Below are 12518 nucleotides of genomic sequence, written 5' to 3'. Positions count from 1 at the left end.
CGCCGGGGCCCACGTCCGCCGGGATCCAGGTATCGCGAATGACGATATCGCCGCTCTCGCAATGCTTTCCGACCACCCGCGCGACCACCGGGTCGGCCGCGCTGGAGCGCGACACCAGTCGGCAGTCGTAGTCGGCCTGATACAGCGCGGGCCGGATGTTGTCGCTCATGCCGCCGTCGACGCTGACATAGCGACGCCGGGCGCCGGCGTCCAGCGTCACGTCCTTGGTGGTGCCGACCTCGTACAGCGTCACCGTGCCGGGACCGGCGATGGCGCGGCCGGGCTCGACGGCGATTTCCGGTGTGGCCAAACCGATCTGGGCGGCCTCGGCGGTCACCAGATCGCGCACCTTGGCCGCGAAATCGTCCAGCGGCGGCGGATCGTCGCTGGGCAGGTACGAAATGCCCAGTCCGCCACCGAGATCCAGCGTATGGATCTGCTCGGTGCGCTCGACGCCGAACTTGTCGATGGCATCGCGCAGCAGCCGCAGCATGCGCCGGGCGGAGATCTCGAAGCCGTCGATCTCGAAGATCTGCGAGCCGATGTGGCTGTGCAGGCCGACCAGGCGCAGGTTCCGGGTGTCGAACACCCGGATCAGGGCCTCCATGGCGTCGCCGCCCGCGATGGAGAAGCCGAACTTCTGGTCCTCGTGCGCGGTCGAGATGTATTCGTGCGTATGGGCTTCCACGCCGACCGTGACGCGCACCAGCACGTCCTGCACCACGCCCGCGGCGCCGGCCACCCGCTCCAGCCGGTCGATCTCGAACAGCGAGTCGACGACGACGTGGCCGACCCCGGCGGCCACCGCCGCTTCCAGTTCGCCCACCGATTTGTTGTTGCCGTGCAAGGCGATTCGCTGCGCGGGGAAACCGGCGTGCAACGCCACCGCCAGCTCGCCGCCGGAGCAGACGTCGAGATACAGGCCCTCGTCGCGGACCCAGCGCGCGACCTCACCGCACAGGAAGGCCTTGGAGGCGTAGTGGATCCTCGCCTTGTCGCCGAAGGCGCGCAGCATATCGCGGCAGCGCGAGCGGAAGTCGTCCTCGTCCACCACGAACAGCGGGGTACCGTACTGCTCCGCCAGTTCGGTCACCGGCACACCGGCCAGCCGCACCACCCCGTCGGCGTCGCGAGAGGCGTTGCGCGGCCAGACGTTCGAGGGCAGTTCGATCAGCTGTGCGGGGTTCGCGGGACGCTCCGGGAGATTCGGGGCGTGCGGGATTTCGGCATGCCGGGGCCCGGCCGGGTGCGCACTCACGATGGTTCCTTTCCTGCGGCGCGGGTCGATTCGTCGGCGGGGACCGGGGCGTTCACATGCGCTCCGGTGCCGAGACGCCGAGCAGGCCCAGCCCGTTGGCGAGGACCTGCCGGGTCGCCCGGACCAGTTCGAGCCGGGCGGCGTGCAGCGGCGTCACCGGCTCGTCGCCCTTCGGGAGCACCCGCATGTCGTCGTCGGACTGGAACGGGTGGTACACGCCCGCCAGTTCGTCCAGATAGCGGACCACCCGGTGCGGTTCGCGCATCTCGGCGGCCGTCGCGACGACCCGCGGGTACTCGCCGAGGGTGCGGATCAGCTCGCCCTCCCGGTCCGAGGTCATCAGGCCGAGATCCGGTGTGACCGAGGCGAATCCGAACGCCGCCGAATTCTCGATGATGCGGCAGGTGCGCGCGTGCGCGTATTGCACGTAGTAGACCGGGTTCTCGCTGCCCTGCGTGGTCCACAGGCCGAGGTCGATGTCGATGCTCGAGTTCACCGAGGAACGCACCAGCGAGTACCGGGAGGCGTCCACGCCGATGGCCTCGACCAGGTCGTCCAGGGTGATGACGGTGCCGGCGCGCTTCGACATCCGTACCGCCACACCGTCTTTCACCAGGTTGACCATCTGGCCGATGAGCACCTCGACCGTGTCGGGGTCGTCACCGAACGCGGCCGCGGCGGCCTTCAAGCGGCCGATGTAGCCGTGATGGTCGGCGCCGAGCATGTAGATGCACAGATCGAATCCGCGTGCCCGCTTGTTGTGGAAGTAGGCGATGTCACCGGCGATGTAGGCGGCGTGGCCGTCGCTCTTGAGGACCACCCGGTCCTTGTCGTCGCCGTACTCGGTGGAGGCGATCCACCAGGCGCCGTCCTTCTCGTAGAGCTTCCCGGACGCCTTCAACTCGGCGACGGCCTTGTCGACCGCACCCGACTCGAACAGCGAACTCTCGTTGAAGTACACGTCGAAGTCGGTGCCGAAGTCGTGCAGGGTCTGCTTGATGTGCGCGAACATCAGCTCGACACCCTCGCGCCGGAACAGTTCGTGCCGCTCCCGCTCGGGCAGGTCGGCCGCGCCGGGATGCGCGGCGGCGATGCGGTCGGCGATATCGCCGATGTAGGCGCCCGCGTAGCCGTCCTGCGGGGTGGGCGCGCCGGTGGCCGCCGCGACCAGGGAGTTGGCGAACCGGTCGATCTGGGCGCCGTGGTCGTTGAAGTAGTACTCGCGGGTGACGTCGGCGCCCTGCGCGGCCAGGATGCGGCCCAGCGCGTCGCCGACCGCGGCCCAGCGGGTGCCGCCCAGATGGACCGGCCCGGTCGGGTTGGCGGAGACGAACTCCAAGTTGATCTTCCGCCCCGCCAGCGCGGCCGACGTTCCGTAGCCGGCGCCCGCGGCCAGCACCTGCTCGACGATCGCCCCCTGCGCGGCCGCCGCCAGCCGAATGTTGAGGAATCCCGGTCCCGCGACCTCGGCGGACTCGACGCCGTCGGTCGCCGCCAGCGCGTCGGCCAGCAACCCCGCCAGCTCGCGCGGGTTCATGCCCGCCTTCTTCGCCACCTGCATGGCCACATTCGTGGCATAGTCGCCGTGTTCCGGATTGCGGGGACGCTCCACCTTGACCTCGTCGGGCAGGACCGCGGGGTCCGATCCACGTTCGACAAGCACCTTCGCGGCCGTGGCGCGAAGGAGATCTGCAAGGTCAGCTGGAGTCACGAGTCTCTATCCTATGGTCTGAGCAGGCGTGCCCCACCAGCGGGGACCTGCACGGGCAACCCCGGTCACAGGACCGGCAACACCAGCGTGCCGCACGAACAACGACGCGCATATCGAATTTCCCGCCCACCACCGCGACACCCCTCCCGCCCCACGAGCCGACGCCCCCGGTCGCCCCTACTTTTTGGCGCACGCCCCCGGATGCGATACGCTTTCCCAGCCCGATCGGACGACGTGTAAACAGGTGACGAGCGGGTCCACCCCCGCCCTCGTAGCTCAGGGGATAGAGCGTCTGCCTCCGGAGCAGAAGGCCGCAGGTTCGAATCCTGCCGAGGGCACCGAATGAAGCCCTGACCAGCCACCACGGTCAGGGCTTTACTTCTAGGATGGCATCGACCGCCCGATCAGAGGACGCGCGCTATGTCGGAAGCATTCGACTGGTCATCACCCAAGACCTATGTCCAGGCCATAGACATGGACACCTATCTGTCGATGCCCGAAGACATTTCCCGAACCGTAGAGATCCACGACGGCATGGTTGTCTTCTGTGAGTCACCGACGCCCAATCACAATGCGATCGCCTACGCCATCGAGCGGGCCCTGCGGGATGCGAACGCTGCGCGGTCGCCGGCGGAGCCGTGCCTGCGCGTCAACCACGATCTCGACTTGCTCGTCTCGGAGGTTCCCTTTCATTACAAGCGGCCGGACGTAATCGTCTATCGCTGTATCCCGGAACCCCGAACGAAGTGGAAGCGCAAGCCGACCATCGCCGACACCCTCCTGGTCGTAGAGGTTGTGTCGCCGACCACCGTTACCGCCGACCTGATCGACAAGCGGGCCGAATATGCCCGCTATGGAGTCCGCCACTACTGGATCGTGCGGATGGTCGATGACGACGGCCCCGCGTCCTCGGTGGAGATGCTGAACCTGGATTCCGCCGGACGGTACATCTCGGAGGGTTTGCGCAGTCGCACCGCGACGTCGCACGCTATCGAGGCCGTGACACCTCTGAAGGTGCAGGTGTCCTGGGACGAACTGGACGTGGGAATCGACTGAGGCCGTTCAGCGATGTCGCTCCTGCGGGTGCGGGGCGGCGTGAGATGGTGATGTCTCATGGATGCCTTCTACGTGCCTGATCCCGCTGATCCGAATCTCTTCGAGTCGACCGAGTTGACGCGGGGGCCGTGGTCGCCGGATGCGCAGCACGCGGGGCCGCCTTCGGCGTTGCTGGGGCATGTGATCGAGCGGTGTGAGCCGCGGGCGGGGTTCACGGTCGGGCGGGTGGCGGTCGAGATTCTGGGGCCGGTGCCGATCGCTCCGCTGCGGGCCGAGGCTCGGGTGAGCCGGGCGGGGCGCAGTGTCGAATTGATCGAGGCGACACTGAGTTCGGAGCAGGGGCCGGTGATGAAGGCCAACGCCTGGCGGTTGCGCGGGGCCGAGCCGGAACTGGATCTGCCCGCCGATGTCGTGCCCAGCGGGACGTACCCAGGACCCGAAAGCGCCGCGGCGGGAGCCGAATTCCCGTCCACACAAACGGTCGGCTTCCACACCGGCATCGAATACCGTTTCATCGCGGGCGGATTCGCCGAGACCGGACCGGCGGTGTGCTGGATTCGACTGCGCTATCCCATCGTCGGCGGGACCGTCCCCAGCCCGCTGGAGCGCACGCTCGCCGCTGCCGATTCCGGTAACGGGATCAGCGCCGTACTGGATTGGGACAGTTACCTTTTCATCAACACCGACCTCACCGTGACGCTGCACCGTGAGCCGCTCGGCGACTGGGTGTGCCTGGACGCGGTCACCTATCCCGAACGCAGCGGCCTGGGCCTCGCCGAATCCCGCTTGTACGACGAGAAGGGTCCCGTCGGCCGCGGCACCCAGACCCTGTTCATCGGCCCGCGCAAACGCTGAGCCCTGGGTACTCCTGCCGGAGTCATGGTGTCGAGGTGAGATAGCGCTGGAGCGTGGGGCCGATGTCGGCGACGATCCGGGCGCGGGTCAGGGCTACCACCGGAGGCAGCCGTAAGACGTAGCGGCACAAGGCTAGTCCGAGCACCTGCGAGGCGATCAGGCCCGCGCGACGGGGAGCATCGGCCGGGTCGCCGATGCGGAGCACAACCGGGGTCAGCTGGCGGGCGAAGACTTGCTGGACCCGCTCCACGACGGCCTCGTCGGTGACCGACGAGCGCAGCAGCGTCAGCAGGATCTCGTTGCCCGGAGAGTCGTCCCACAGCTCGAGGAACCGTTCGGCCAGGAGTTCACCCAGGACGTCCGGGTCGGCCTCGGTGAGATCGGGCAGGGACAGGTCCACATCCAGGGCGGCGTCGAACAGGCCCTCCTTGTTGCCGTAGTAGCGCATCACCATCGACGGGTCGATGCCCGCGTCCGCGGCGATCGCCCGGATGGTGGCCTTGCGGAAGCCGTCCTCGGCGAAGCGGCGGCGGGCGGCGTCGAGAATGGCGGCGCGGGTGGCGTCGGAACGACGCTGAGGTGCATCGACTGTCATGCCAACAAATGTAGGCCAACAAGTGTTGACACGCCAGCGCGGGCCGCCCTATCGTTGTTGCCAACAGACGTTGGCCAACAAATGTTGGCAAGCCAGAGGAGTCCTCATGACCATCCCCGCCACCACCTCCGTCGTCATCGTCGGCGCCGGCCCGGCCGGGCTCACCGCCGCCATCGCGCTCGCCGACGCGGGCATCGACTTCGTCCTGCTGGACCGGCAGGCCGAGGGCGCGAACACCTCTCGCGCCGCCGTGGTGCACGCCCGGACGCTGGAGGTGCTGGACGGCTTCGGCATCGCGGCGGAACTGCGTGATCTGGGCATCGAGGTGCCGCGGTTCGTGGTGCAGGACGGCACCACCCGGCTGGCCACGGTCGACTTCGGCGGCCTGCCCACCGCCTTCCCCTACACGTTGATGGTCGGCCAGGAGACCACCGAGGCCGTGCTGCTGGCGCGCCTGCGCAAGGCGGGAGGCGATGTGCACCGGCCCTACCGGGTCACCGCCGTGCACGACGACGGCACCGGCGTCACGGTCGAATACGCCGACGCCGCAGGCACTTCCGGCGCGCTCCGCGCCGACTACGTCATCGGCGCGGACGGCATGCACAGCGTGGTGCGGGAGCAGGCCGGAATCGGTTTCACCGGCGCGACCTACCCCGAGTCGTTCGTGCTGGCCGATGTCCGGATGACCTGGCTGGACCCGCGCGACGAGGTCTCGCTGAACCTGTCGCCCGAGGGCGTCACGGTGGTGGCCCCGCTGCCCGACGAGAACGGCGATCGCTACCGAGTCGTCGCGACCGTCGCCGAGGCGCCCGAAAACCCCGACCTGGCCGATGTCCAAGCGATTCTGGACGCCCGGCGGCCCGGCGCGGTGGTCCGGGAGGTGTTGTGGGGCTCGCGATTCCGCGTGCACCATCGGGTGGCCGAGCACTACCGCGCGGGCCGGATCCTGCTGGCCGGAGACGCCGCGCACGTGCACAGTCCGGCCGGTGGGCAGGGCATGAACACCGGTATCCAGGACGCCGCGGCGCTGGGCGCGCTGCTGGTGCGGGTGCTGGGCGGCACACCAGAGGCGCTGCTGAACGACTACGAGAAGTCCCGCCGCCCAGTGGCTCTGGACGTGGTCGCCTTCACCGACCGGATGACCCGGGTGGCCACCCTGCGCCCGCGCCCGGCCCGGCTCGTGCGCAATGCCGTCCTGCGCACCGTCACTCGCCTCCCCGCGGTGCGGCGGGCCCTGGCCTATCGGCTGTCGGAACTGGCCAACCGCTGAATCACCCGTCCCGCCCTCCGGGATCGACGGCCGAAACCACCGACGCGACCACGGAGCGACCGCTACCGTGGTCGCTGCCGACGACCCGGGAGCCGCTGTGACGAAACTGATGTACGCCCTGTGGGGTGCGGACCTCGACAAGAGCCTGCACGCGCCGACGCTGCACGAGCGCCTGGCCGCGGTCGGCGCGGACACGGTGCAGCTCAATATCTGTGACGACGACGTGGCGGCCGCGCAATTGCGCATCTCGACCTACGCCGAACCGATCGCGGCGATCGTCGGGGTGTGGACCGACGCCGCCGAGGCCCCGATCACGGCCGCGCTGGCGGACACGGCCGACCGGCTCGACGGCTGGATCGTCGAGGAGCGGGTCCCGTTGCCCGCGCCGCCGACCGAGAACGGCGCCCGCAGTGCGGCTCTGGCCAATATCGCCCTGCTGCGCGTCCCGGAGGGGCTGTCCCGCGGACAGTGGCTGCGCTATTGGCACGACACCCACACGGCGGTCGCGATCGAGACCCAGGCGACCTTCGGCTACGTGCAGAACATCGTCACCACCGCGCTCACGCCAGGGCCGCGCGTGGACGGCCTGGTAGAGGAGCTGTTCCCGCCGGCGGCCATGACCGACCAGCACGCCTTCTGGGGCAGCGGCGGCGACAATGCCGAATTGGAGCGCCGGGTCACTCGAATGCTGGCCAGCGTCAAGGCTTTCGGCGCGGATCGCGATATCGACGTGGTACCGACCAGCCGCTACCTCTACCGGCTGCGGTGAACGGCCCGAAAACCGCTTATCCCCGGGTGATTTCGAGTACCGCCTTGCCCGCGATCCGGCGATCGATCAGCGCCCGCGCGGCATCGGCGTAGTCGTCCCAGGCGCTCCGCCAACCCACTTCCGGCGAAAGCCGCCCGGCCGCAGCGAATTCCAGCAATGTGGCGAGATCGGGACCCACCTCGTGGACATCGCCGAAGGTACTGAGGGTCTTGGCCGCGCCGACGAAGAACAACGAGTAGGGGTCGAACACCGCGGGCTCGTCGGACGCCCAGCCGATGGTCTGCACGCTTCCGCCGGGCGCCAGCAGTTCCCAGGCCGCGGCCAGTTGCGGGCCGCCCACATTGTCCAGAATCAGATCGACCGGACGGTCGATACCGGACAGGCCGACCACCACCTCGTGTGCCCCCAACTCCGCCAAACCCGTTGCGCGCCCCGATGATCCGACGGAGGCGACCACCTGCGCGCCGCCCAGTGCGGCCAGCTGCACGGCATACCGGCCGACTCCGCCCGCAGCCCCCGTGACCAGCACCCGGCGGCCGAGAATGTCGCGGGAACGCAGCGTGCGCAGCGCCGTGACCCCCGCCATCGGCAACGCCGCGGCCGCGACGAGATCCAGCGCCTGCGGCACCTCGGCGACCGCGGAGGTGTCCACGGCCAGCAATTCCGCCCACGCGCCCGCGCTGAAGGCGGCGACCCGGGCGCCGGCCGGTGGCCCGGACCCGTCCGCCGCGGCCCGCACCACGACCCCGGCCGCGTCGTAGCCGTGCACGGTCCCCGCGGGCCTGCGACCGGCGAACAGCACCTCGCCGCGATTGAGCGAGAAGTGCCGCACCTCGATCAGCACTTGGCCGGGCCCGGGTTCCGGGTCCGGCACCGTGCTCAGGCGCAGCGACTCCGGCGTTTCGTTGTCGACGATCAACGCACGCATTTTCGGTAGACCTCCCAGCGAGACACAAAGCGGACCAACAGTCCGGTTGAGGCACGGTAGCATGAACCGGACCAGCAGTCCGATTGAGCGGAGGTGTGCGATGCCCGACCAGCGCGGCGAACGGGCCGACGCCGCCCGCAACCGCCGGGCGGTGCTGCGGGCCACCGAGCAACTGCTGGCCGAGGGCGGCGGTGACCACGTCTCGCTCGATCGTGTCGCCGCGTTGGCGGGGGTCGGCAAGGGCACCGTGTTCCGGCGCTTCGGCAACCGCGCCGGACTGTTACAGGCCCTGCTGGAGGAGCGATCCCACTCGCTCCGCGAGGCCGTCCGCACGGGTCCGCCGCCGCTCGGTCCGGGCGCGCCGACACGCGAACGCCTGATCGCGTTCCTGGATGCCCTAGGGGCGATCGCGGAGGGCAATGCCGTCCTGCTGTCAGCGCACGAACAAGCTTGCGCCGAGGACAAATTCGACGATCCGAGCTACCGGTTCTGGCATCGCCATCTCAGCGATCTCTACGCCGCCGAGCAGCCCGGCCGCGACACCGAGTTCCTGGCCCACGCACTGCTCGGCACGTTCGACGGTGAACTGGTCCGCCACTTCACTTCTCGCGGCGACCCGCGCCGATTCACCCGCTCCGTACAGGATTTGGCGCTGGCGCTACTCGAATCCCCGCGCGAGGGCGGCTAGAGCAGGTCCGCGTCGGTCATCAGCTCGGTGACCCTCTTCGCGTCCAGCTTGCTCGGATCGATACGCGGCGCCTGCAGGCTGTCGAGCGGCGGGAGCGCCGGGTTGGCGGGCACGTCGGCGGCGACGGGGTATTCCATGGAGGTGCTGCGCTGGAGCACCTGCTGTCCGGTCCGGCCGGTGACGAACCGGACGAATCGCTGTGCCGCCTCGGACTTCTTGCTGGACCGCAGCACGCCCCCGCCGGAGATCGACACGAACGCGCCGGGGTCCCCGTTGCGGAAGTAGTGCAGCGCGGTGTTGCCGCTGTTCTCCTTGGTTCCCGCCTGGTCGCGGTACCAGTAGTAGTGGGCGATCAGGCCGCCCTCGACCTGTCCGCGGTCGACCTTCTTCATCGACTCGACGCTGTTCGGGGACGCGACGGTGTCGGTCTTCAGGCCCCGCAACCACGCCCGGGTCACGTCCTCGCCCTGCGACGCCAGCAGGCCTGCCACGACGGCCTGGAAATCCGCGCCCGAGGTGGCGGCCGTCCAGCGGCCCTTCCACTGCGGCTGCTGCAGGTCCAGCAGTGAGGCGGGCACCTGGTCGGCGGGCAGCTTGCCGCTGTTGTAGACGAAGACCGTCGAGTTGGCGGCGATGCCGGTCCATTTGCCGGTGGAGGGCCGATATTGCTCGGGGACCTGCGCCAGCGTCGCCTGGTCGAGATCGGCGAGCAGTCCGGCGTGCTCGACCGTCGCCATCGCCGGGGAGTTCTCGGTGAGGAACACGTCGGCCGGAGACTTTTCGCCCTCGGCGGCGAGTTGGTCGGCGAGATCGGTGTCGCCGCCGTTGCGGAGGGTGACCTTGATACCGGTCTCCGCGGTGAACGCGTCCACCCACTGCTTGGTCAGTGCCTCGTGCTGGGCGTTGTAGACCAGAATCTCGTTGTCGTCGTTCACGTTCGAGCACGCCGTGGTCGCCGCCAGCACGGTCAGCGCCGCGAGGATGCCGATCGCCGATTTCCGTCGAGCCGCCGTCATGACCGACCAAGCTACCCGGTGGCACGGTACAGCGCGGCGTCGCCCCGGGCTCGGAGATCGAATTGCCGTACTGTGCGAGAAAACCGGCGGGCCGACGAGGGGAACGTGATGACCGATCCATCCGGTGGCCTGCCGTACCAGCCCGCACCGGAGCCGCCGAGCTACTACCCGCCCGAGGGATATCTCCCGGCGGAGGACTCCGCGCCGCAGCCGCAGCCGCCCGCGCCACCACCGCGCCGCAAGCACACCGGAGCGATCGTCGTGCTGCTGGCCGCCGCCCTGTTCGCGGTCGCCGCCGCGATCGGCGTCGCCGCGCTGCTCACCGGACGGGGCAAGGGGCCGCTCGCCTCCGACGAGAAGAAGATCGAGGTCGCCGTCCGCGACTTCTACGACACGATCGCCGCCGAGGGCGTGGACGCGGCGATGGCGAAGTCGTGCCGCGTCGATCGCGACGAATACGCGGCGCTGCCGGACGATCAGCGTGCCACGATCGCGAGCGAGACCGTGAAGATCCGGATCGACGCCGTCGACGGCATCGTGGTCCGCGGCGATCGGGCCACCGCGAAACTGCACGGCAAGCTCGAGCCGTCCGGCGGCGGGCTGATGCCGGATCTCGACGCCATCGACAGCGCACCGGAATACCTGCGCAAAGAGGACGGCGACTGGAAGGTCTGCGCGGCCGACAACCGCTAGCCCCTGCTACCGTCGCTGCGGTGGGCTACGGGATGAGCTGCTGTGGACCGAACCGGCGGCACGTGCTGCGCGCGCTCGGACTGGCGGCCGCGGCGCCGCTGCTGGCCACGAGCGCGCCGGGATCCGCTCGCGCCCAACCGGGTTCGCTGATCGCCACGGATCTCGAGGTGGTCACCGTCACGGCCACCTCGGTCGTACTGACCTGGACCACACTGGCCGTGAACGCCGACGGCACACCGATTCCGGCGGACACGAACACGGAAGTCCGTCTGGCCCCGGCGGATTCGCGCGGCCCCGCGACGGTGCACTTCCCCGCCGGAGCGGAACGCACGCCGTACCATTACGCCGAGGTCGACGGCTTGGAGCCCGGCCGCCCCTATCGTTTCGAGGCCTGGTCGGACGGCGTGCGCGCCACCCCCGCGGCGAATCTCGTCACCCGCATGCCCACCGCGCCCGAATGTACCGGCGAATTCACCACTTTGGTGCCGCCCCCCGGCCGCCGGTTGCGCACCCTGGCCCTGTGCAACGACGTGCATTTCGGCGAGGAGGTGAGCGGCCTGATCGCGGCGGGCCTGCCCCCCGGCGTGCGACAGGACCCGGGCCTGACCCCCTACCCCGAGATGATGCTCGCGGCCGTCCTCGACGACCTACGCCGCCCCGACCGCGCCGCCGACCACCTCCTCCTGGCAGGCGACCTCACCTCGGAGGCCACACCCGACCAGACCCACGGCGTCCGAAGCCAACTCGACGCCTGGGGCGCCGCGGGCCGCGATTGGTTCGCCGTCCGCGGCAACCACGACCGCCCCCACACCGGAAACGACTACGCCACCTGCCCACCGATCGCCGATGACCACCACGACTGCTGGGGCGAATCCTTCACGCCCCCAGGCGAAGTCCTCGACCACCAAGTAGGCGGCCTCCGCCTCCTGGGCCTGGACACCACCGACTTGGACACCGCCGGCGGCCGCATCGACCGCCCCCAACTGGACCGTATCCGCGAGCTGCTACACGCCGACCCCCACCGCCCCACCCTGGTATTCGGCCACCACCCCGTAACCCTCGACTCGGCCGTATCCAACATCGCCGGCCCCTCTTTCGTCCTCAACCGCCCCGACGCCACAGCCCTACAAGCCCTGTACAGCACAGCTCCCGGAGTCTTCCTCCACCACAGCGGCCACACCCACCGCAACCGCCGCAGCCCACCCGACACCCCCCTCCAAGTCGAATTCATAGAAGTAGCCGCAGTAAAGGAATACCCCGGCGGCTACACCCTCCTCCACCTCCACGAGGGCGGCTACCAACTCAACTTCTACAAAACCCGCTCCCCCCAATCCCGCACCTGGAGCACAAAAACCCGCTCCGAATACCTAGGCCTACAACCCGAATACACCCTAGGCCCCACCACAACCCGCAACCACGTAGTCCACAAAGACCTATCCGGCCTCACGTAGCCCTCCTCCCCCGCACACCCGCACTGAGCGGGTGCCACACCACCTCCCCACGCAACCCACCACCCCCAAAACATCCACTAATCCACGTTCCCCCAAAGGTTTTCGGCGCGTAGAGGGTGTTTATTTGGGGGGGGGCCACGCAACCTGAGGCAAGCCCCCCCCCCCCCAAAACCCACCACACCGCGCCCCCAACCCCCCCCCCCGCAGCCGGCGGCACAAAAAAACCAA

12 protein-coding genes and 1 tRNA gene are annotated in these 12518 nt (G+C 69.3%); 8 read left to right on the top strand and 5 right to left on the bottom strand.

All coding sequences use genetic code 11. The features are described 5' to 3' along the window. Together lysA and argS are read right to left on the bottom strand one after the other, a co-directional pair. A partial coding sequence (gene lysA / locus QH470_RS01265; RefSeq protein WP_280270372.1) for a diaminopimelate decarboxylase occupies positions 1 to 1258 on the bottom strand: 1258 nt, incomplete at its 3' end. Positions 1259 to 1310: 52 nt separating this feature from the next. After that, on the bottom strand, positions 1311 to 2969 hold the full coding sequence (gene argS, locus QH470_RS01260) for an arginine--tRNA ligase (protein ID WP_280270371.1): 1659 nt from the start codon (positions 2967 to 2969) through the stop codon (positions 1311 to 1313). Positions 2970 to 3234: 265 nt separating this feature from the next. On the opposite strand from argS, the gene QH470_RS01255 reads away from it, so the two are divergent. The 3 genes from QH470_RS01255 to QH470_RS01245 all read left to right on the top strand — a co-directional run bounded on the left by QH470_RS01255 (position 3235) and on the right by QH470_RS01245 (position 4880). Then, a tRNA-Arg gene (locus tag QH470_RS01255) sits at positions 3235 to 3307 on the top strand. An 82-nt stretch (positions 3308 to 3389) separates the two neighbouring features. After that, a complete protein-coding gene (locus tag QH470_RS01250; RefSeq protein ID WP_280270370.1) occupies positions 3390 to 4025 on the top strand; it encodes a Uma2 family endonuclease in 636 nt (211 codons plus the stop codon). 57 nt (positions 4026 to 4082) lie between these two features. Beyond that, positions 4083 to 4880 carry a thioesterase family protein gene (locus QH470_RS01245; protein WP_280270369.1) on the top strand — a complete coding sequence of 266 codons (798 nt, stop codon included), beginning with the start codon at positions 4083 to 4085 and terminating at the stop codon, positions 4878 to 4880. A gap of 22 nt (positions 4881 to 4902) precedes the next feature. Here QH470_RS01245 and QH470_RS01240 read toward each other — a convergent pair whose 3' ends face one another. Beyond that, a complete protein-coding gene (locus QH470_RS01240) occupies positions 4903 to 5475 on the bottom strand; it encodes a TetR/AcrR family transcriptional regulator (RefSeq protein ID WP_280270368.1) in 573 nt (190 codons plus the stop codon). Positions 5476 to 5581: 106 nt separating this feature from the next. Between QH470_RS01240 and QH470_RS01235 the strand changes: the two genes are divergently transcribed. Together QH470_RS01235 and QH470_RS01230 are read left to right on the top strand one after the other, a co-directional pair. Then, positions 5582 to 6745, top strand: a complete 1164-nt coding sequence (locus QH470_RS01235) for an FAD-dependent oxidoreductase (protein ID WP_280270367.1) — start codon at positions 5582 to 5584, stop codon at positions 6743 to 6745. Between the two features lie 97 nt (positions 6746 to 6842). Beyond that, complete coding sequence (locus QH470_RS01230) at positions 6843 to 7514, top strand: EthD domain-containing protein (RefSeq protein WP_280270366.1); 672 nt, start codon at positions 6843 to 6845, stop codon at positions 7512 to 7514. 16 nt (positions 7515 to 7530) lie between these two features. Here QH470_RS01230 and QH470_RS01225 read toward each other — a convergent pair whose 3' ends face one another. After that, complete coding sequence (locus tag QH470_RS01225) at positions 7531 to 8442, bottom strand: zinc-binding dehydrogenase (RefSeq protein WP_280270365.1); 912 nt, start codon at positions 8440 to 8442, stop codon at positions 7531 to 7533. A gap of 100 nt (positions 8443 to 8542) precedes the next feature. Here QH470_RS01225 and QH470_RS01220 point away from each other — a divergent pair, with 100 nt between their 5' ends. After that, positions 8543 to 9130, top strand: coding sequence for a TetR/AcrR family transcriptional regulator (locus tag QH470_RS01220; protein WP_280270364.1), 588 nt, complete (start codon positions 8543 to 8545; stop codon positions 9128 to 9130). Here the strand turns inward: QH470_RS01220 and QH470_RS01215 are convergent. After that, entirely contained in the window at positions 9127 to 10146 is a 1020-nt protein-coding gene (locus tag QH470_RS01215; RefSeq protein ID WP_280270363.1) for an iron ABC transporter substrate-binding protein, read from the bottom strand. The two genes, QH470_RS01220 and QH470_RS01215, sit on opposite strands and share 4 nt — an antisense overlap. Before the next feature lie 108 nt (positions 10147 to 10254). Between QH470_RS01215 and QH470_RS01210 the strand changes: the two genes are divergently transcribed. Together QH470_RS01210 and QH470_RS01205 are read left to right on the top strand one after the other, a co-directional pair. After that, positions 10255 to 10839 carry an Rv0361 family membrane protein gene (locus QH470_RS01210; protein ID WP_280270362.1) on the top strand — a complete coding sequence of 195 codons (585 nt, stop codon included), beginning with the start codon at positions 10255 to 10257 and terminating at the stop codon, positions 10837 to 10839. A gap of 20 nt (positions 10840 to 10859) precedes the next feature. After that, positions 10860 to 12290 (top strand): metallophosphoesterase family protein, encoded by a 1431-nt coding sequence (locus tag QH470_RS01205; RefSeq protein ID WP_280270361.1) that lies wholly within the window; start codon positions 10860 to 10862, stop codon positions 12288 to 12290. Positions 12291 to 12518: the final 228 nt, after the last annotated feature.

Source organism: Nocardia wallacei (assembly GCF_029868745.1).
Classification (GTDB): domain Bacteria; phylum Actinomycetota; class Actinomycetes; order Mycobacteriales; family Mycobacteriaceae; genus Nocardia; species Nocardia wallacei_B.
Note: the sequence above shows the minus strand (reverse complement) of the source record. Positions and strands in the feature narration are given on the sequence as shown.